Genomic DNA, 20,997 nt, shown 5'->3' with positions numbered 1-20,997 from the left:
AGTTCTCACCCAACTCAGCAGTACCCGGCAGGCCCCCTATTCTCCCCGCGAAAAAACAGCACCCCGACACGCCTACAGACGCAAAGCCAAACCCCAAACACAACCAACACGTTTGTTCCTATAACCCACGCCATGCGATACGCAGCGCTTTCAGCAGTCCGCCGCCGCCGTCGCACACCACCACGTCGGGCGGGGCGATGCGGGCCATGAGATTCGCCCACCCGGCCGAGGTCTCCCTGCGCGCCACATGCCAGCCGATCACGTGCCCGTCCGCTATGGCGATGAGCACGACCGCCTGGCGATGCAGATGGATGCCGTCCACGTGCACCACGTGGTGGATCTCATCGACCAGGGGCACCGGAGGCCACAAGTCCCAGCACCACTTGGTGCGGCGCCTGAACGTGCGCGGATCCATCCCGGTCTCGCCCTGCGTGCGTTTGGAGAGCAGCCATTTCAGAAACGCCTCGAGGCCGGCGCCTCCGCTCGCATGGCCGATGGTCCTGGACGCGCCGCACCCGGGCGAGGGACACCGCCAGCGGGTCGTGCCCGCGCTCGTGGTGCCGTTGCGTTTCATCGCGTGATTGCAGGAGGGGCATGAGGGTCTGGTCATCACCCCATGGAACCAGCAAACACGAACCGGCCCCAGACGTACTCCCGCAGGGGATGAAAGCCGATATCAGACACACTTTATGACCGGGCGCGTATTCAGCCCAGCCAAACACGAACCACCCCCAGCCCTACAGCCATAAGAGATACAAGCCAAAAACAGACACACTTTATGACCTATAAACCGAGCTGGTTGACTAGAGGGTTGTATACCGTTTGGATACTTGCGTAGACTATTTGGACAATTTTATAGATTGCTTGGCTAGAATGGCACATCATGAACGCATTTCCATCTTCCTCCGCGCTGACTTTCGCTGATCTGACCACCATCGGGGTCGGTGGCCCTATCTCGCGTTTCGTAGAGCCTGCGAGCCGCGTAGGGATTATCGAAGCTGTTGAAGACGCCGACCGGGCTGGGTTGCCGCTGTGTGTTATCGGCGGCGGCTCGAATATGCTTGCCGCCGACGACGCCTTCGAAGGTGTCGTCGTGCGCGACGGGTGCCGGGCGATAACCGTCCCCGATGAGGCCGCGCCGGTAGAGAACGGCGAGCATATCGTGCATGTCAATGCGGAGGCTGGCTGCAACTGGGATGATTTCGTAGCCTTCGCCGTGAGTCTCGGCCTGACCGGGGTCGAAGGGCTTTCCGGCATACCAGGCATGGTCGGCGCCTCGGTGGTGCAGAACATTGGTGCCTACGGCCAGGAGGTCGCCGCAAGCGTGGAATCGGTGGAAGTCTGGGATCGCGAGGCCAAACGCGTGCAGTATCTGGGCGCTGTCGACCTGCGCTTCGCCTATCGTTCATCGGCGTTGAAGACCAGCATGTACGCCGCGCCGGGTGTTCCCGGGCCAAGATTCTTCCCGACGCCGCGCTACGTTGTCCTGTCGGTGACCTTCCGCCTCATCCATCGCAGCTATGGCGTGGTAAGCAACGGCCAGCTGGCCAAGGCGCTGGGTGTGGGCGTTGGCGACAAACTGGATACGGCCGCCATCCGCGAGGCCGTGCTTGCCGTGCGCGCCGCCAAAGGCATGCTGGAAGACGCCGGGCGCTATGCCAATCCCGCCATGCAGGGCACGAAACGCGAAGAGAACATCCGCGCGGCGCTTGCCTCCCAGCAGGCCGCGACCGGCGGCGAAGGCCCCGACTGGGACCGGCATAGCTGCGGCAGCTTCTTCATGAACCCGATTTTGTCGGTCCGTGCTGCGGATGCACTGCCCGCTGATGCACCGCGATTCCCAGCGACGACTGCCGATGGTTCACCCGCAGTCAAAACCTCCGCAGCCTGGCTCATCGACCACGCAGGCTTCCACAAGGGCTACGCGGTGGCCACGGGCGCTCCGGCCGCGCTGTCAAGCCGTCACACGCTGGCGCTGACCAATCGCGGAGGAGCCAAGGCCAGTGATATCGCCGCGCTGTCAACCGCTGTGCGCGACGGCGTGCAGAGCGTCTACGGGGTGCGGCTGATTCCCGAGCCGGTCGTTATCGGCATGAATCTGGTTGCTGACTGATTCGACGGTGGTAGCGCCATGCGTCCGCTCTCGCGGGTACGCTTAAGGGCAGTTTGCGTGCTGCACTGCACAACGTTTCGCCGCAAGGAGGTCGCCCGATGACGTATGTAATCGCCCAGCCATGCGTGGATGTCAAGGACAAGGCATGCGTGGATGAATGCCCGGTGGACTGCATCTACGAAGGCTCGCGCTCGCTGTACATCAATCCCAATGAATGTGTGGACTGCGGCGCGTGCGAGCCGGTGTGCCCGGTCGAGGCCATCTTCTACGAGGACGACGTGCCCGAGGAGTGGGCCTGGTACAAGGATGCGGCGGAAAGCTACTTCGCCGAAGTCGGCGATCTGGGCGGTGCCGCTGCCGTAGGGCCGCTCGGCAAGGACCCCGAGCGGGTCGCCGCGCTGCCGCCCCAGAGCCAGGACTGAGACGCGCGCTCCATGGGTTTCCATACGTTCCAGACCTCCTATGACTGGGGTCGGCTTGATGAATGCAAGGCCATCGCACGGCAAGTCGAAGGCGGCATGATCGATCTGTCGGTCGGTTCTCCGGTCGACCCGGTGCCTGAAAGCGTGCGCAAAGCGCTCGCTGAAGCCGCCGACGCGCCGAATGCGCATGGCTATCCGGCCACGATCGGCACGCCTGCCCTGCGCACGGCCATCTCCGACTGGTTCCTCAACTGCCGTGGCATCGATCTGCGACCACTTGGCGCCGGTGTGGTGCCCACAGTCGGTTCCAAGGAAGCGGTGGCCCTGATGGCCTCGCTGCTGCACTTGGGTGAGGGCGACGTCGTCGTGCAGCCGCGCATCTCCTACCCGACGTACGAGATTGGCACGCAGCTCGCCGGAGCCGGAGTGCTCAAGGTGGATGACGTCTCCGATGTGGAATCGTGGCGGCATGTGCCCGGCGTGCGGGCGATTTGGGTCAACTCGCCGTGCAATCCCACCGGCGAAGTGCTCTCCGCAGCCCGGCTGACCAGCATTGTCGCCGCAGCGCGCCAGATTGGGGCCGTGGTGCTCAGCGATGAATGCTACGCGCTGATGAGCTGGTGCTCCGACGCTTCGCCGAGCGCGCTGAGCGCCAACGTGTGCGCCGGGAGCGCCGACGGTATTCTGGCGCTGTACTCCTTGAGCAAGCAATCGAATATGGCAGGCTATCGCACGGCGTTCATTGCGGGCGACAGGCGCATCATCGACGAGATGAGCGTCTACCGCAAGCAGATTGGCCAGATCATCTCCGGCCCGGTGCAGGCCGCGATGGTGGCCGCATTGCGTGATACGACTGCGGTCTTTGAACAGCGCAAACGCTATCAGCAGCGGCTCGCCAGGCTGGTTCGGGCGCTGAGCGAGTACGGCTACGACGTCAGAATGCCCTCAGGCGCGCTCTATGTCTGGGTTCATGCCCTGTCTGGCGGCTGCTGGCAGGATATCGAGGACTTGGCGAAGCTCGGCATCATCGTGAGCCCCGGCGAGTTCTACGGCGCGCCGGACTTCCTGCGCATCTCCTCGACCGCGACCGACGAGGCCATCGATGTGGCGGCGGAGCGACTGTGCTGAGCCGTTAAGCGGGCAATCCGGTGGATTGCCCGTAGGCGAAGTGAGCGACCGCTAAGGTCGCGAAGGATGACACCCTATATCGATATTGTCTCCTGATGGCCTTTCTTCCAGCATGTGGGGGGCGGAGCGTACGTTTTCTGTCATGGTTCACAGGTCCGTATCGGAAAACGTACGCTGAGCTGCGGTTATCGTACGTTTTCCGATACGAGCTCCGTAATCATGCCATAAAACGTACGCTACGCAGGCAATGCACAGTGCAACGAAGAATCGGCAAGCCGGTCGTCAAGTCGCCTCACGCCCCGAAGCTCGCCGCCTTCTTGCCGTAGCGCTGCCGGACGGCGTCAAGCGCCTGCTCGGCCTCGCGCAGTCTTGCGGATTTCGTCACGCCGCCGGGCGATTGCGTCTCCTCAAGTAGCTCGTCCAGCGACGGCTGCGTGACCACCATGTGAATGCTTTCCAATCCGCTGGCGCTGACCCCGGCGAGCCGTACCTCGCGGGGAAGCGGTACTTCATCGCCTGCGTCGACGGGCAGTCCGGTCATCGCGGCGAGCAGTTCGCAGGCCTGCGGATACAGGGCGCTCGCAGTGTCCATAGGTCGCTGCAACGTACGCGCCTTGGTCGCATAGCTCAGATCGGCGAAACGCAGCTTGACTGTTACCGTGCGCGCGGTGAGGCCGCGTCGGCGCAATGTACTGGCCACCTCGTCGCAGCTGCGGCGCAGCAGCGACCGCACACGGCTGATGTCGCGCGTGTCGTCCAGAAACGTGCTTTCAGAGCCGATGGACTTCTCAGGTGCCCGCATGGTCACAGTGCGTGCGTCCTGCCCGCGAGCCGCAAGAAACAAGGTATGCGCCACGGCTGCGGAGCCGCAGGCCTGTGCCAGCGTGTGCTCGTCCGGCTTGGCCAGGTCGGCCACATTGTTGATGCCCCAGCCGTTGAGCCGCTTCTCAAGCGATGGCCCGATGCCAGGAATGCCGCGCAGGGGCATCATCTGCACGAATTCGGCCTGCCGTGCGCGCGGAATGAGCAGCATGCCGTCCGGCTTCGCATTGGTCGAAGCCATCTTCGCCACGAGCTTGTTTGTCGCAATGCCGACCGAGCAGGTGATGTGGAAGCGCTCGGCGACCTGGCTGCGGATCCACGCGCCGATAGTGCTTGGAGCGTGCCAGCGGATGAGCGCCGCTGAAACGTCCATATAGGCCTCATCGACCGAGACCTGCTCGATGCGGTCGGTCACCGCGCCGAACACCTCGCTCACAATGCGGTGCGACATTGAGCGGTAGTAGTGCATGTCGACCGGCAGAAACATGCCGTCCGGGCATAGCTGGCGGGCGCGGGCCGAGGCCATCGCCGAATTGATGCCATAGCGGCGCGCCTCGTAGCTCGCCGCAGAGACCACCGAGCGCGGCCCGGTGCCGATGATGACAGGCTTGCCGCGCAGCGCGGGATTGCGTGCGATTTCCAGCGACGCATAGAAGGCGTCCATGTCGATATGCAGCACCGTGCAGCCAGACTCGTCATGCCCCCAGTCGCGTTTGGCGGCTTGAATCCTCGGTGCGGTGCTCATGATTCCAATGGTAGTCAAAGGCATGCGGTTTCATCGTTCGGCGCATGCCAGCTAGCGTCGCAGTCAGTATGCCAGCCAGCGTTGCTGCCAGTATTGCAGTATTGCAAGATGCAGTATAAAAGCCAGCCAACATCAATCGCGCAACGCCGGTGGCTCGAGTCCGCCGCAGATGCTAGAGTAGATTGCTGTTGCGCCACGCACGTGTCGCAATGCCGGAGTCGTGCCTGAGTGGCCGATAGGGGCACCCTGCTAAGGTGTTAGTCGCTTCAAGCGGCTCGAGGGTTCGAATCCCTCCGACTCCGCAAAGTGAGCCCGGAATCGTTGACATTCCGGGCTTTTCCATATCTCTCAATATCGAAGATAGTGTCGATAATAGCTTTCTTCGGGTCTTAGCCTTGTTTGACGAGCTGTGAAACCCGTCCGCGTGAAACCCCAAGCATGGAGGCGGTGTCGGCGAGACTGATGCCTTGCCCACGCAGACGACGAGCGGCATGCCGGGCCAGTTCGGTCGCCCGATGACGTGACTGCTCGGCTTCCTTGGCGGCATTGCGCGCCTCGGAGGCATCGCGCCAGCCTGCAACTTCCGGTGTGACGTTGATGATCATATTGTCGTGGCTGATGCCCTCTTCGATGGTGTCAAGATAATCTACGACCTGCTGACGTGCCCGTGCGAGCGTATTCACCTGCGTCCACACCTCATCGCCGTCCCAAAGCTCCCAGCCGCCGTCCCACGGCTTGGCAGTGATTTCAATGGTCTTCATCGCTTGCTCCTTTCAATCGCCTGCAGCACCTTGCGCGTTAGCCCCGGTGAAATCTCGCGTGACTGCGTGATGGTAATAGAGATTGAGCCGTTGCTCCATACCTCGTGATCGCCTTTGCCTTGCCGCGAAGAGAAACCGGCCCTTTCGAGCAGCCGGATCAGATCGCGGTATTTCATCGGTTTCGTCATGTTAGGATTTTAGCCCACTAGCCATCTTATAGCAAGTATGCTAACCATGTAAAGTGGCCATGCTGTCTTTAATGCAGTCCCTATGCCGTCTTTCCGCCGTGCCCTCCACCGCCACCATCAGCAAGCGGACCGCTATCCGCCCTCGCTCTTGATACTCCTTCGCGCAGGCGGTACTATGTCGGACTTGGTACCGGCATGACGGCACCGACAAGATAAAGAAGGTCAACGATGCAACTCTTCAGAACCAAGTCGGTCGAGCAGACGCTCGCCGAGACTGGCGACAGCAAACGCAAGCTGGTGCGCAACCTCAATGCGTGGGATCTTGCGGTCATGGGCGTGGCGGTCGCCGTGGGCGCGGGCATCTTCTCGGTCGGCGCGCAGGCCGCCGCCTACCATGCCGGGCCTGCGGTCATCCTCAGCTTCATCATCGCCGGCGTGGTGTGTGGTGCGGCCGTGATGTGCTACGCGGAATTCGCCTCGATGATCCCCGTCGCCGGCTCCGCCTACACCTTCACCTACACGACCATAGGCGAGTTCGTCGCCTGGATCATAGGCTGGGATCTCATCCTCGAAATGCTCATGGCCGGGGCCGTGATCGCCAAGTACTGGGGCGTCTATCTCAACGATCTGTTCCATCTGATGGGGATCAACTTCAACACCGTATTCCATTTCGGATTCTTCACCTTTGATATCGCGCCGCTGATCATCGTCACCTTCTTCACCGTGCTGCTCGTGCTCGGCACACGCCTGTCCGCCCGCGTGGATGGCGCGCTCACCGTGCTGAAGATCGCCATCGTCGCCTTCGTCGTCATCGTCGGATTCTTCTACGTCAAGGCGTCCAACTACACCCCGTTCGTCCCGCCGTCGCAGCCTGCGGGCAGCGTGCCGGGCGCTGCGGCGAGCGGCATCATGGGCCAGCCGCTGTGGCAGTGGGCCACCGGCCTGCAGCCGTCGATCTATGGCGTGGGCGGCATACTCTCCGGCGCGGCGCTCGTGTTCTTCGCCTTCATCGGCTTCGACGTGGTGGCTACCGCCTCCGAGGAGACGAAGGACCCGCACAAGAACGTGCCGCGCGGCATCGGCCTCGGCATGGTGCTGGTGACGGTGCTCTACATTCTGGTCGCCATCGTGACCACCGGCATGGTGTCGTACAAGGACCTCGCCAAGGCCGCAAGCCCCTCGCTGGCCACCGGCTTCGAACTGGTCGGCGCCACCTGGGCCGCCAAGATCATCTCCTTCGGCATCGTCATCGGCCTCACCACCGTGGTCATGGTGCTGCTGCTCGGGCTCACCCGCGTCGTCTTCGCGATGAGCCGCGACGGCCTGCTACCGCAGCAGCTCTCCAAAGTCGGCAAGCACGGCACTCCGGCCAGGCTGCAGATCGTGCTGGGCGTCATCGTCGCGCTGGTCGCCTCGTGCTTCGACGTCGGCGTGCTCTCCGACATGGTGAACATCGGCACGCTCTCGGCCTTCACCCTGGTGGCAATTTCCGTGCCGATCATGCGCAGGAAGCGCCCTGAGCTGCCACGCGCATTCCGGATGCCGGGCAACCCGTGGGTGCCTATCCTCATCGCGCTCGCCAACCTGTGGCTGATGCTTAATCTCTCCGTGCTGACCTGGATCCGCTTCGTCGTCTGGCTGCTCGTTGGCTTCGCCGTCTACTTCGGCTACTCGTACCGCCATTCGCGCCTCGGCAATGAGGAGCTCGCCGCGGATATCTCCGATGAAACGAAGGCAAGCATCGGCTGAGGCGCTGCGCACGGCGCACAATCTGTGCAATCCGTGCAGTCTGCCTAATTGACAGTCCTAATATATATATGCAACGGGCCGTCCGAACTCAACAGTTCGGACGGCCCGTTGCATATCTCATGCCGTAACGCCAACACCGGAAGCGGTGGATAAAAGCTTGATAGGGTTATTTTAGGACCATTTCTATAGGAGAAAGTGTCGCGGCGGGCGTTGGGTCAAGCGGCGCGAATCCTTGTGCTGCTTGCGATTCGACGAGTTGACACCATCATTTGCCGCTTGGGATTCGCCTTACTTCGAGCGGAAACCATATTTCCTTTCTGATAATTTGCAGGCGATGCCAGATTGTCCCGATTGAGGGAAATCTTGCTTGTCGATAAAGAAAGAAAGGAACGATGCACTTGAGAAACTCATTACTCGCGCACCCATATCGTTCGCCTTCCGCCAACAGTCCGAATTTCTTGAAGAAGTTCAGCGCTGTTGTCGCCGCAGGCGCGATGACGTTGGGACTTACGGGAATGGCTACGGCCGCTTCCGCCTCAGCAGATGACGCTACCCCTACTTCAGCAAGCAGCCAAGGCTGCTCTTTCGGGCAAGGCGGCGATAAGGCCGGTTCGTTGTGCTGGATTGATATGAGCCAATTTGGTGATGTGACCGCAGCGGATTTGTCAAACGGCCCTGTCACGAAGCCGTTGGATATCACTGTGGGGCACTATGAGATCACTGCGAATGCAACAGTTTCGGCTGGCGCAGATGGTGCCAACGGTGTTTCGGCCAGCTCATTGCCGACATGGGGAGGCTCAGTTCTGGGCAATACCATTGACGGCAATGAGTATTACGCAGGCACGCAAGGTGACCCTGCACTATATCAGATGGATAGTGATTCGACATTGCTGGATCATGGCAATGCCCAGCGTGACACGGTTAAACTCGATGGCATCAAGCTCGTTGACAAGAGCACTGGCTTGCAGATCAGCGATCACTTCTCAATCATCATGGCCGATGCGGAATCCACAGGAACTGGCGAAGGCTTCACCTTCTCATCCGATAAACCGTTGAATGAACTGATGAAAGTCGTGCCTCAGGGCTGGGATCAGCCTTGCACGCAGACCTATGATGGATTGGGAACGAATCAGGTTACCTGTGTTTCCAAGGCGAATCAGACTACGGGTGGACGCGGCATCGCCATGGTCGGCGCGAATGCACCGTCTACCGCCCAGGCTTCGTTCGTCAATGATAAACAAGGCAGTCACTCTCGTGAAGGTGTCGCCTTCGCGGTTCTGTTCACCAACATAGCCGTTCCTGGCACTCAGGTGAATCAGGCGCAGGATGCGAACGGCAATTCTGTTACGGATGCCACCTTCACCACAAAGGCCGTGCGCGGCACTCCGGGCGAAGGCGCTGAACTTGGCGAAAGCAGCTCCAACGGAGCCGTGAACACCTCGTCCAATCCCTTCATGATTGGGACGGATTACGTGACGTACAGCGTCGCAAAATCAAGTGGCAATACTCCTGAGGGCGCGTACAGCGTGAAATGGGACTGCTCGCTCAATGGCGACCCTGTGAGCAACGCTGACTTGCAGCCGAGCACTGACGGTCGCACTGTTAAGCTGATGACGCCTCAGCCCACTGAGGATTTCGGCACCACGACTTCCGCCTGCACGGCTACGTTGACTGCCGAGCCGCCCACTACGGGTCCGGGGGAGAAGACGGTCAACCCGACCGATCAGCCGATTGATCTGGGCGATCTGCAGACCGCCAAGGGCAATGCTCCCGAGGCCGCTCCGGTTACGCAGGCTGCATTTGTTGAGAACGGCACGGACACACTGAAGACTGATTTGGGCGTGTGGAAGCTGCAAGTCGTGGACGGTAAGGCTGTTGCGACTTTCACGCCCAAGGACGATACGGTTACTGGCGAAATTCCACCTGTGAAATATACGGTCACTGATGGCAATGGCCTGCAGAGCGCCCAGGCACAATTGAAGGTGACGATCAACCAGCCGCCGACGACAGACAATGCGTCTCAGACCATCAACCCGAATGACACCGCGACGCTGAATCCTGCGTCTACGAAGGGTACTGGGGACATTGCCGATGTGAAGCTCGTTGCTCCTGCTGATCCTTCCAAGGGCTCGCTGTCTCCCGATGGCAAGACGTTGACGGTTCCCGGCGAGGGCGTGTGGACGATTGCGTTGCAGGATGGCAAGGTCGTCTCGACGTTCACTCCTGTCAAGGACTACACCGGCAAGGTCGATTCGCAGCAGTATGTGGTGACGGACTCGAACAACCTGCCCTCGAACAAGGGCAAGCTGAACGTGACCATCAATGTGCCGCCGAAGACGGGCGATGATTCGCAGACCATTAACCCGAACCAGACGGCGACGTTGAATCCTGAGTCCACCAAGGGCACTGGCGATATCACGGATGTGAAGTTCGCTGATGGCTCGACCACCAAGACGGTCGATGGTCAGGGTACCTGGACGATTGGGCTGCAGGATGGCAAGGTCGTCTCGACGTTCACTCCTGTCAAGGCCTACACCGGCAAGGTCGATTCGCAGCAGTACGCGGTGACCGACTCGAACAACCTGCCCTCGAACAAGGGCACGCTGAACGTGACGATCAACCAGCCGCCGACGACCGGTGATGCTGCGAAGACCATCAATCCGAACGAGACTGCTACGCTGACCCCGAAGACCACCTCTGGCTCTTCGCCGATCAAGTCGGTCGTGTTCGATAATGGCAAGACCACGAAGGATGTTCCCGGTCAGGGCACATGGTCGGTCAAGCTGGTCAAGGGCCAGCCGGTCGCCATGTTCACCCCAATCAAGGACTACGACGGCAAGGTCGATTCGCAGCCGTACACGGTGACTGATGGGAACGGCCTGCCTGCCACTGGCAAGCTGGACGTGACCATCAACACGCCTCCTACGACGGGTGATGACTCCAAGGTCATCAACCCGAACGAGACGGCCAAGCTGGCTCCGGTGACCAAGCCCGGATCGGGCGACATCACTTCGGTGGCGTTCGATAACGGCAAGGACACCAAGACGGTCGACGGTCAGGGCACTTGGACGGTCAAGTTGGTTGATGGACAGCCCGCCGCCGAGTTCGCTCCTGCCAAGGATTACACGGGCAAGGTCGATTCACAGCAGTACACGGTGACCGATGCGAACAAGCTGACCGCTACCGGTACGCTCAATGTGACCATCAACACGACTCCTACGACTGGTGATAAGTCGGCGACGACCAACCCGGAGACTCCGGTGACATTGAACCCGGTGACCGCTCCTGGCTCGGCTCCGATCAAGTCGGTTGCCTTCGACAACGGCCAGCCTTCCAAGGATGTGCCGAATGAGGGCACTTGGACGGTCACGCTGGACGGCAAGGGTCAGCCGGTTGTTGTCTTCACTCCTGTGAAGGGCTTCACTGGCAAGACGACCGAGCAGCCGTACACGGTGACTGACGGCAACGGCCTGACCGCTACCGGCAAGCTGGACGTGACGGTGAACACGCCGCCTACGACCGGCGACGGCACGAAGACAGTTGAGCCTGGTGCTACGGCTACTTTCGCGCCTGCTGATCTGAGCACGAAGTCCGGTTCCAACAAGGACCTGTCCTATACGCTGCTCGATCCCGCTACTGGCAAGCCTGTCGCTTCCTACACGGATGCGCATGGTGGCGTGTGGACCCTCAACCCGACTACGGGCGAGGCCACGTATGCTGCCAGCAAGGACTATCGCGGACCGGTCGATTCGGTTGCCTACCGCGTGACCGACGGCAACGGTTTGACCGCTGATGGCAAGCTGAACATCATTGTTCCACCTGCTGCCTCCGATCAGACGCTGTCCGGCGATCGTGGTGAAGCGGTGACCTTCGATCCGAAGGCCAATCTGGTGACGACCGGAAGCAATCCTGATGTGACGATTTCGTTGAAGACCCCTGACGCGAACGATCCGAACGCCAAGACCATCTTCGGCAAGGGCAAGTGGACGCTGGATCCGAAGACCGGCAAGATTACCTTCACTCCTGAGGGCGATTACGCAGGTCCGGTTCCGTCAGTCGACTACGTTGCGACCGATACCGCGAACAAGCTCTCGGCCACTGGGCAGCTCAATGTGATCTACCCGCCTGCTGCGGGCGACGCGCAGAAGGTCATCCAGCCTGGCGACACCGCTGCCTTCGGCCCGTCCGATCTGGGCGTCAAGCCCGGCTCCGGCGACATCACGTCCTACACGTTGATTGATCCGAAGACCGATAAGCCTGTCGCTTCCTACACGGATGCTCATGGCGGCGTGTGGACGATCGATCCGAAGTCCGGTGCGACCACGTACAAGTCGAATCCTGACTACCGTGGGCCTGTTGATCCGATCAAGTATCAGACGACCGATGCCAATGGCAAGACCGCTGAAGGCACACTGTCCATCCTGATTCCACCGGCTGCCGGCGACCAGAGCAAGACCGTGAACCCAGGCCAGTCCGCCAGCTTCGATCCGAAGGCCGATCTGGTCACTCCGGGCACCAACCCGAGCACGACCATTTCATTCACCGACCCCGACTCCAAGAGCCCGAACACGAAGACGGTTCCTGGTGAAGGCAAGTGGACGCTGGATCCGAAGACCGGCAAGATCACCTTCACGCCGGAGCCTGGCTTCATCAAGGATCCGACGCCGATCAACTACCGTGTGACCGATGAGAAGAACAACCTCACCGACACCGGCACGCTGACTGTCCACGTGAATCAGCCGCCGACCGCGGGTGATAAGACCGTGACTGTGAACCCCGGCAATCCTGCGACGCTTGACCCGGTGATCACGCCTGGCACCAGCAAGGACATGAATGTGTCCTTCAAAGATCACGATTCGAACGACCCAGCCAAGAAGACCGTTCCTGGCGAAGGCGTGTGGACCATCGATCCGAAGACCGGCAAGTCCACCTTCACGCCGGAGCCTGGCTTCACCAAGGATCCGACGCCGGTGCACTATGTAGTCACGGACGGCAACAAGCTGACTGGCGACGGCACGCTCACGGTTCATGTGAACCAGCCGCCGACTGCCAAGCCGCAGACCAAGGAGACGAAGCCTGGCAAATCCGTCGAGTTCGACCCGATCAAGAATCTGGTCAAGCCCGGCACGAGCACCGACCTCAAGATCACGCTGCTCGATCCGAAGACCGGCAAGCCGGTTGACGGCAACACGGTTTTGGTTCCCGGCGTGGGCACGTGGACGGTGAATCCGAACACGGGCAAGGTCACCTTCGCCCCTGCGCCCGGCTACCACGGCACGATTCAGATTGGCTACCGAGTAACGGATGGCAACGGTCTGTCCGCCGATTCCACGCTGTCGGTCAAGGTTCCGGCAGCTCCGGTGACCCCGACGACTCCGGCCAAGCCGGCTCCGTCGGCTCCGGCTAAGCCTGCTCCGGCTAAGCAGCCGCAGTCCGTCTTGGCTACCACTGGTGCCAGCGTGGGTATCGCGCTGGTTGCCATGCTGGCCTTGGCTGCCGCTGGTCTGGGTCTGCGCAAGCTCTCCCGCCGCAACGGTTCGGACTGATCAGGCCTGGCCTGATGTGATCCGGTCCCTACTAGTCTGCCGGCTGCATGGCCGGCCGGCCCGCAGGGGCCGGTGACCGAATCCCATAGCACAGAGGTGCTGTCGAAACCACGTAATCGTGGCTCTGGCAGCACCTCTTTTGCGTGCGTGGGACATATTCATGGCACAAAACGGCCGCTGACCGCAAGTCAGTGGCGTATTCCTGCCAGTAGCCGCGTCCGGCCGGGTTGTATGCATGGCTGCCCAAATCAAGGGCGGCGCTGATCGAATCACCCTAGAAGGGCTATTTTAGGGTGATAAGTCGCCATATCGTCTCTGATTGTTCGATGAACGCATGCTGGGGAAATATACTATCCCCATAGTTACATGCGTGACGAGGGGGAGGGCAGCCTCGGACATGCATTCGCATAATACGTCAGATATTTGGGAGGCCGGGCATGGTTTCACGATCGTCGCTGCATGCGCAGAGGCCGGGATTCGCTGAGTGGATACCCGGGGAGTGGAAAAGCCTGTTCGGCGGCTCGGCGGCTATGGTGACCATACCGAGGCGTCGGCTGCTTCGGTCGGTTATCGCTGCGAGGCATAGCTGGGTGAATATCAGCGGCGCGCCGGGGGTGGGCAAGACGACGCTGCTGCGGCAGCTCGGCGATGAATTGGAGTACCTGTTTCGGCCGCACGCGATGGTGGGCGATGGCGCCAATGACAGTCGCAGCCTTTCGCGGATTCTTGGCACATCACATACGGACAGCGAAGGCGGTGGTCTGGCCAAGGACAGTGAGGGTCATCCTGCTGGCGTTCTTCTTATCGATGATTTTGATTACTGGCTTGATGACGGCCGTGCCGAGGAGCTGAGGGACGTGTTCCGCCAGTCTGCTTCGCTGACGGTCGTCACGGTGACGCTTAATCCTTTGAGGCCAGGCGCATGGGTTGACGAGGAATCGTGCTTCGTGCCGGTCAGAGGCAGCGAGCTGGCCTTCACCCTCGATGAAATCGGGACGCTGGCACGCGCGATTGTCGAGGTCGCGCCGGGCCTTCCCGCGTTGCATGAGGATGAGATCGAGTTGATGAAGGCGACGACTGGCGGCTATCCGCTGGCTGTCGGCCTGGCCTTTGATCGCTGGTATTCGCCGGAATGCAGCAGATTGGACGGGTTCAATGTCGAGCTGGTGCTGCAGGCCATACGCCGGGCGTGCGCCACGAGATACTCCGACTCGCAGGTGGAAGTCGGCGCTATCCGTGTGTCCATGCTGCTGTCGTTCATGCCAAGGTTCGGCGAGCGGCATATCAGGATGATATGCGAGTCGATTCCCAATGTGCAGCAGGATTATTCCATCTTTAATGATTCGATGGTGATTGGCTTGCAGGATGCGTCTGGCCCGCCCGCGACGGGCTATGCGTGGAAGGATTCGGCGTGGCGTGTGTTCCTGGAATGGAATGAGTCGCAGTGTGACGCGCGCCGGGACCTGATGCGCATGCTGCTGGACATAGGGGATTATGCGCGGGCGTTCGATCAGCTGGTGCTGCTGCAGGATATAACGGCGGCCGAGCAATTGCTGGCTCGGCATTTCATGGAGGTGTACGAGGGCTTCGCGCTCGAAGTGCAGGAAATATTGTTCGGACTTGCGCCGAAGCAGCTGGATCGCGCGCCGTATCTGCGCCTCGCGTTGGCGTTGCTGAGCCTGGAGCGCGGCGATGCGTCGTCGTCTCGGCGTCCGGGAATCCTGGCTGGTTCTGCGCAGATCGTATCGAAGGGCAGGCACGGCAAGCAGGCGGCCATTGCCTCTGCGGCGATCGCCCTGCGCCAGGGCAGGATGCGCGACGTGTACAGCAGGGCCGAGCGCGCTCTGGTCGGCGCGGCGGATTCGAATGACGTGTTTCAGGCCGTGCAGCTTATGCTGCGCTGCGGCGCGCTGCCCGAGACGCCATTCCCGAGCTTGTCTGAGGGGCGCATGATGAGCGTGAACGAGGCGTTGACCGAGGCTCTTGTCGCAAAATTGCGGGGGAGGGGGGTAATTGCTGCTCATAAGGAGAGCATGCGCTTCCGCGCGCTCATCTGCTCCGACGAATGGCTGGGGCGCGAGATCGCCAAATGGGATCTGCTTGACACGATGTTCGGCTCACAGGATGCCGACGTATCCACCATACAGGAGCGTTTCGGCGAGAGCCCGATGTATTTGGGCAAGCTGTTCGCCTGCGCCAGGCTCCTCGCAGGCGGCAACCTGCCGAAGGCCATCGAGACGGCCGATTCTGGATTCGCCGCTGGCCCGGAGCGCGGTATCGCGCAGGCAGTAGTCCAGCTCGCCTCTGGGCAGGGCAAGCGGCTGCGTGATACGCTGTCCGGCATCCAATCGGATGGCGGGCAGCGAGTCAACGCGATTCTCGATGCGCTGCGCGTGGCGTCGCTCGACCGCCAGGAGCCGAACACGGCGATTAGGTCGCTGCTTGATGATCTGCTGGCCATGCCGCTTCCGTTCATGGCCTTTGCGCTGAGCCTTCTTCCTCCTGCATGCCTCGCGTCGTTGCTGGATTCGGAGCCGGGTTTGGCTCCGGCGGCGGCGATTGCCGCGCAGCGCGGGATTGCGGGACTGGGGGCCGTGCTGCCCGCGAATCTCGATGTCGTGGAATTGTCCGATCGCGAGACGGAGATACTGCATCTGCTGCAGCAGGGCCTTTCCGACCGGCAGATTTCGGATATGTGCTACATCTCGCTGAACACCACCAAGACGCATGTGGCTGCGTTCCGGAGGAAGCTCGGGGTGAATAGGCGTTGTGACATCGTCGTTCTCGCCCAAACGCTGCACCTGCTGTGATTACTGGACAGATTGCCCAGTTTAGGGCTATTTTAGGACCATTTTTACGGGTATAAGTGGCTGGCGGAATAGCTGCCGAGTCCCTGAGTTCCTTGATTATTGCACTGATTTTTGCATGGGAGACGCCTGAAAGCATGCTTTGCGTCGGCGTGTGCTTCGGTGCAGCAAACGAAGTCTGCAAGTTACCATGGCAGCAACGAAAAGACATCAATGCTGGTCTCTGGGAATCCTTGCAGATATGGGGATTCCCGAACGAGAGATGCATGACATGGGGAAGGTACACGTCGTATGAATGCTAAGAGTAAACGTGCGCGACTGCTGTCAAGCGTCATCGCCGCCGCGTTGAGCACCGGCATCCTTTTCTCCTTTGCTGCTGGCGCGAGCGCGGACGATAAAGACAATGCTGCGCAGCCCAGCAGCTCCGTGAGTCCTGCGGCAGAGGACAAGACTGCGACAGACAAGAATGCGGCTGCGGAGAGTGGTGGGCAACAGTCCAGCGCTGGCTCAGTGGAAGCGGCAGAATCGAATGCCGCAGCAAATCCTTCGCCCAATGTTTCGGTGAAGTCGCTCGTGCCTATGCCTGCTACGGCTAGTGCACAGCCAGAGAGCGTATCCGAGGCTGAGGGGGATGCCCCTGTGACTACCTTTGCTTCCCCTACAGGTGTGGATGAACCTTTCACTGGCAGCACAGTCGGCGATCCCACGTGGCGTGCGCTTGGGGACGCCTGTTTGACAGCAGCGAAAACAGTAAATCCTGATCCCGGAACGGGCAATCGGACTATCGGAGGCTGCTATTACAACGGGAATGACCCCAATAGTCACACCACCGATACCACTAACCTCAGTGGTGAATCGAATGGCTATCTGCAGTTAACTGACAATTCAGGAGGCCGTACTGGTTATGTGTTGTATAACGCAGCACAGAATTCGGCAGATGGTCTCGATATCAGCTTCTACCAGTACCAGTATTTTGGTGACAATGGCGCAGGGTGGAATCCATGGGATCCGAATCCGGCAACAGGTGGAGATGGTATCGGCTTCTTCCTCGTAGATGGTAATTCAAACCTGCTCACCCCTGGCCCAACTGGAGGCAGTGTCGGCGGCGCATTCGGCTATTCGTCAATCACGAACAGAGATGTTACGCCTAATGTGAATGTCAACGGCATCCCCAGCGGTGTCCTCGGCCTGGGTTTGGACCCCTTCGGTAATTTCGCCAATCAGCCATATGTCGGCGTAGGCTGCCCTGACCACAGTAGCGGTAAGCCTTTCGGATTATGGCCTAACACGGTTACGCTGCGTGATGGCGGGAGTGGCACGTCGGGATATTGCATACTGAAATCGCAAGGTCTGGATCAGATGCCGAAAGCCAATATCATGACCGGTGCCGCGGTGCCCAATCTCGCAGTCGGAGCGCAGAATGATCCGGGATCGTTGGTCCGTATCATGATTTCTCCTACCAATGATGACAACCCCTATGCCACGGTGACGGTGTACATCAATGGCATCCAGGTGCTGCAGGACACGTTGACCGAGGCGTTCCCTCCTACCATTAAATTTGGTTTCAGTTCCTCTACTGGTGCGGCTCACGCAGTGCATTTGATTCGTGGCTTCTCGCTGAAAAAGCCGTCTCTGACGTTGGAGAAGTCGGTGAACCGTGACACGGCGAACGGCGGGACAGCTCAGAGCGCGTTCACGGTGGGCGACACGGTTCCGTACAACTTCAAGGTGACCAACAACGGCAATGTCGATCTCAACACGGTGACCGTCACAGATCCAAAGATCACTGCGATATCCTGTCCTAAGACGACTCTAGTTGCGGGCGTGTCGATGACATGCAGCGGGAAGTACGGCCCCTTAAGCCCTGCTGAGGTAGCGGCGGGGGAGTTCGATAATACGGCCACGGCCGCGGGGAAGACTCCCACTGGCGCTGATGTTCCCTCCAATCCCTCCACGGCGAAGGTGCCGACGTACACCAACGGCGCACTTTCAATCATCAAGAAGCTGCAGGGTTCAGGCGCTTCGACGATCGACCCGGGCCGGCAGTATACGATCGGCTATTCCTATGATGCGGGAGATTACCACTACTGCTCGGCGGACGGCACATCTACGACGACGACCGACCCTTACGGCTCCGGCGATACCTACCAGTACCCGGCAGGGTCCGGGACAATCCTTGTGAAGGCCGACGGCAAGTCATATCCCAGCGGCTCGATTCCTACGGGCGCCGCAGTGACGCTTAGCGAGACGAAACCTTCGGATTCCAATGGCGTGACATGGCAGGATCCGGTGTTCAATCCGGCTTCACCGGTGACGATTGGCTGCTCGGACAATGGGACGAGCGTCACGGTGACGAATACCGCAGATCAGGTACCCGGCTCCGCAATATGGACCAAGGTCGATGATGCCAAGACGCCGAACCGGCTGGCTGGTTCATCATGGACGTTAACCGGCCCCGGCGTTCCTGCGAATACCGTGGTCACGGACTGCACGTCTTCCCCTTGCCCGGCCGGTCCATTCACCGACCAGGATTCGCGTCCTGGCGCGTTCCAGTTGAACGGTCTTGCCTGGAACTATGTCGCGAATCCCAAGAACCCCGATACCGAGCAATACACGCTGGTCGAGAAGGCGGCCCCTGCCGGCTATCAGCTTGACACGATCCCGCATACATTCGTGATTTCCAAAGACACCGTGGCGACGGGTCAGCCGGTGAACGTGGGCCAGTTTGTGAACAAGCATGCCATTCCTCCGACGTTGCCGCTGACCGGTGGCATGAGCACGGATGCGTTCATCTTCGGCGGTTCGGCGCTGATAGTGCTGTCCGCTGGCGTGGCGATCGCGCTGCGGCGCAGGAGTCTGGCTCGGGTGCAGGGCTAGGCCTTTGATTCCTGGCGCCGTCGGGCAGCTTGGCGTCGCCGCTCGTAAATGAACAATTACAGATTTTGGCAGATCCTCTGTCAGAGCAGGTGTGGTGGCCTTCCGGCGGCTGGCACCGTAGAGAAAGGAAATAACCAATGGGTATTGCAAGGAAAGGGTCGCTGGCACGTCGTGTCGCGGCTGCTGCTGGAGCTGTGGCTCTGGGCCTTGCCGGCCTGGCGGGCGCCGCGCTGACGGCGAACGCGACTGAGACGGGCGTGGGCAATATCGAAGCGGGCAAGGCGACGAGCCTGACGATCAACAAGTACGCAGGCCCGCAGGACACTACTCATGTCCCTGACGGCACGGTGCAGACCCCCGATCCTTCGACGCATACTGCGCTCAAGGGCGTCGAGTTCACGATCACCCCGGTGAGCGCGAAAGGCGATCAGAGCCTTACCACGGATGCGATCAACACTGATTCCAAGGCATGGGATCTCATCTCGCAGGGCGGTAATAACGGCGGTCCGCTGGCGGCTGACGATGTCGCATCGGTGGATCCTACTACAAATGCAGTCACGCCGAAGAACAGCTTCGTGCTCGATGCGGCCAATGCCAAGACGGTGACGACCGATGCCCAGGGCGTCGGCAGGCTGGCCGATGGCACGGTGCCGACGCTGCCCCATGGCTTGTATCTGGTGACCGAGACGGGACATGGCGACAATGACATCGTATCCCAGACGGCTCCGTTCCTGGTGACCCTGCCGTTGCCGCAAACCAAGGGCAGCTGGCTCTACGATGTGAACGCGTACCCGAAGAATCAGATCCTCACCGGCCCGGTCAAGACGATCAACACGACTGAGAAGCAGACGGGCGTGAAGGTCGGCGATACCGTCCAGTACACCATCGAGCAGGAGGTTCCTGCGCTCAATACCGGCGAGACGTACAACGATGCGGTCATCTACGATAACCTCGATCCCGCCGAGCTGGCGTTCGATTCCGAAGTCTCGGTGCATAACAGCGGCACGGACTTCGTCTCTGGCGACTACACGCGAACCACTGACGCAGCCACTGGCGTCGTGAAATGGACCTTGAATGATTCGGGCCTGAAGAAGATCAACAAGGGCGACAAGATCACCATTGTTTTCAACGCCAAGGTCCTCAAGGTCACCGTGACCGGCGGGATCGCCAACGGCCCGGGCAATGGCGAGGTCGGCAAGCCGGGCTACGGCTCGACCTTCAATGGCAAGACGGTTCCCGGCACTACGACCCCGTACACGTTCTGGGGCAATCTTGAGGTCACCAAGGTCGACGAGAGCAATAACAAGCTCGCGAACGCCGACTTCTCGGTCTACGAGGGCGGCTGCCCGGCGGATAATTCACAGCCCGCTGGCACGGCTGTCGCGACTGGTACCTCGGATGCCAATGGCCTTGTGCAGTGGAGCGTGAATGACCCGGCGACGGGCGCGGCTAGCACCGACGGCTCGCTGGGCCTGTTCGTGGCCAACATCAACAGCGCCACTGAACCGGATCCTGCTAGCTTCTCGAAGGATTACTGCGTGTATGAGACCAAGGCTCCGGCCGGTTTCATCAAGGGTGATCCTCAGACGGTGACGATCAAGCCGGGCACCACGGCCACGTCGCCCGCCAACGCTATCGACGTCACGAACGTGCAGCAGAAGCATCCGAACCTGCCGCTGACTGGTGCCGCGGGCACCGTCGTGATGGCGCTGGGCGGCATCGCGCTGGTGGCTGCCGGCGGCGCCGCCTACGCGATCTCGCGCAAGCGCTCGGCTCGCTGAGCTGCCAACTAGCAGATACAGGACCAGGCTAGTCGGGGGACTGCCGCTTTCCCTCTCT

Annotated in this window: 11 protein-coding genes, 1 tRNA gene and 1 pseudogene; 9 read left to right on the top strand and 4 right to left on the bottom strand. The window is 60.6% G+C overall.

Features of this window, described 5'->3' with window-relative positions:
- Positions 1-130: 130 nt before the first annotated feature.
- Positions 131-610, bottom strand: a pseudogene (locus DDF78_RS11235) (transposase-like zinc-binding domain-containing protein); the annotation flags it as partial.
- A 273-nt stretch (positions 611-883) separates the two neighbouring features.
- Between DDF78_RS11235 and DDF78_RS11230 the strand changes: the two are divergent.
- The 3 genes from DDF78_RS11230 to dapC all read left to right on the top strand — a co-directional run bounded on the left by DDF78_RS11230 (position 884) and on the right by dapC (position 3,663).
- Positions 884-2,113 (top strand): FAD-binding protein, encoded by a 1,230-nt coding sequence (locus DDF78_RS11230; RefSeq protein ID WP_152581785.1) that lies wholly within the window; start codon positions 884-886, stop codon positions 2,111-2,113.
- 98 nt (positions 2,114-2,211) lie between these two features.
- Complete coding sequence (gene fdxA / locus DDF78_RS11225) at positions 2,212-2,535, top strand: ferredoxin (protein WP_152581786.1); 324 nt, start codon at positions 2,212-2,214, stop codon at positions 2,533-2,535.
- A 12-nt stretch (positions 2,536-2,547) separates the two neighbouring features.
- Positions 2,548-3,663, top strand: coding sequence for a succinyldiaminopimelate transaminase (gene dapC / locus DDF78_RS11220; RefSeq protein ID WP_152581787.1), 1,116 nt, complete (start codon positions 2,548-2,550; stop codon positions 3,661-3,663).
- A 292-nt stretch (positions 3,664-3,955) separates the two neighbouring features.
- On the opposite strand, the gene dinB is transcribed toward dapC, so the two are convergent.
- Positions 3,956-5,230, bottom strand: coding sequence for a DNA polymerase IV (gene dinB / locus DDF78_RS11215; protein WP_152581788.1), 1,275 nt, complete (start codon positions 5,228-5,230; stop codon positions 3,956-3,958).
- Positions 5,231-5,444: 214 nt separating this feature from the next.
- Here dinB and DDF78_RS11210 point away from each other — a divergent pair.
- Positions 5,445-5,532, top strand: a tRNA-Ser gene (locus DDF78_RS11210).
- Positions 5,533-5,619: 87 nt separating this feature from the next.
- Here DDF78_RS11210 and DDF78_RS11205 read toward each other — a convergent pair.
- Together DDF78_RS11205 and DDF78_RS11200 are read right to left on the bottom strand one after the other, a co-directional pair.
- Entirely contained in the window at positions 5,620-5,991 is a 372-nt protein-coding gene (locus DDF78_RS11205; RefSeq protein WP_152581789.1) for a sigma factor-like helix-turn-helix DNA-binding protein, read from the bottom strand.
- On the bottom strand, positions 5,988-6,179 hold the full coding sequence (locus DDF78_RS11200; RefSeq protein ID WP_152581790.1) for a type II toxin-antitoxin system HicA family toxin: 192 nt from the start codon (positions 6,177-6,179) through the stop codon (positions 5,988-5,990). Before DDF78_RS11200 ends, DDF78_RS11205 begins: the two co-directional genes overlap by 4 nt.
- 228 nt (positions 6,180-6,407) lie before the next feature.
- Between DDF78_RS11200 and DDF78_RS11195 the strand changes: the two genes are divergently transcribed.
- The 5 genes from DDF78_RS11195 to DDF78_RS11175 all read left to right on the top strand — a co-directional run bounded on the left by DDF78_RS11195 (position 6,408) and on the right by DDF78_RS11175 (position 20,939).
- Entirely contained in the window at positions 6,408-7,928 is a 1,521-nt protein-coding gene (locus tag DDF78_RS11195) for an amino acid permease (RefSeq protein WP_152581791.1), read from the top strand.
- A 458-nt stretch (positions 7,929-8,386) separates the two neighbouring features.
- Complete coding sequence (locus tag DDF78_RS11190) at positions 8,387-13,474, top strand: Ig-like domain-containing protein (protein WP_162000825.1); 5,088 nt, start codon at positions 8,387-8,389, stop codon at positions 13,472-13,474.
- A gap of 437 nt (positions 13,475-13,911) precedes the next feature.
- A complete protein-coding gene (locus DDF78_RS11185) occupies positions 13,912-16,284 on the top strand; it encodes a LuxR C-terminal-related transcriptional regulator (protein WP_152581793.1) in 2,373 nt (790 codons plus the stop codon).
- A gap of 288 nt (positions 16,285-16,572) precedes the next feature.
- Positions 16,573-19,158 (top strand): CLIPPER-2 domain-containing protein, encoded by a 2,586-nt coding sequence (locus DDF78_RS11180; RefSeq protein ID WP_152581794.1) that lies wholly within the window; start codon positions 16,573-16,575, stop codon positions 19,156-19,158.
- 137 nt (positions 19,159-19,295) lie between these two features.
- Positions 19,296-20,939, top strand: coding sequence for a SpaH/EbpB family LPXTG-anchored major pilin (locus tag DDF78_RS11175; protein ID WP_152581795.1), 1,644 nt, complete (start codon positions 19,296-19,298; stop codon positions 20,937-20,939).
- The last annotated feature ends 58 nt before the right edge of the window (positions 20,940-20,997 follow it).

This window comes from Bifidobacterium tibiigranuli (genome assembly GCF_009371885.1).
GTDB lineage: Bacteria > Actinomycetota > Actinomycetes > Actinomycetales > Bifidobacteriaceae > Bifidobacterium > Bifidobacterium tibiigranuli.
This window is presented reverse-complemented; position numbering and strand designations above follow the sequence as displayed.

Coding starts and splice junctions, on each gene's coding strand:
- DDF78_RS11205 (WP_152581789.1), bottom strand. CDS start 5,991: ATGAAGACCATTGAAATCACTGCCAAGCCGTGGGACGGCGGCTGGGAG.
- DDF78_RS11200 (WP_152581790.1), bottom strand. CDS start 6,179: ATGACGAAACCGATGAAATACCGCGATCTGATCCGGCTGCTCGAAAGG.
- DDF78_RS11185 (WP_152581793.1), top strand. CDS start 13,912: ATGGTTTCACGATCGTCGCTGCATGCGCAGAGGCCGGGATTCGCTGAG.
- DDF78_RS11175 (WP_152581795.1), top strand. CDS start 19,296: ATGGGTATTGCAAGGAAAGGGTCGCTGGCACGTCGTGTCGCGGCTGCT.
- DDF78_RS11195 (WP_152581791.1), top strand. CDS start 6,408: ATGCAACTCTTCAGAACCAAGTCGGTCGAGCAGACGCTCGCCGAGACT.
- dapC (WP_152581787.1), top strand. CDS start 2,548: ATGGGTTTCCATACGTTCCAGACCTCCTATGACTGGGGTCGGCTTGAT.
- fdxA (WP_152581786.1), top strand. CDS start 2,212: ATGACGTATGTAATCGCCCAGCCATGCGTGGATGTCAAGGACAAGGCA.
- DDF78_RS11230 (WP_152581785.1), top strand. CDS start 884: ATGAACGCATTTCCATCTTCCTCCGCGCTGACTTTCGCTGATCTGACC.
- dinB (WP_152581788.1), bottom strand. CDS start 5,230: ATGAGCACCGCACCGAGGATTCAAGCCGCCAAACGCGACTGGGGGCAT.
- DDF78_RS11180 (WP_152581794.1), top strand. CDS start 16,573: ATGAATGCTAAGAGTAAACGTGCGCGACTGCTGTCAAGCGTCATCGCC.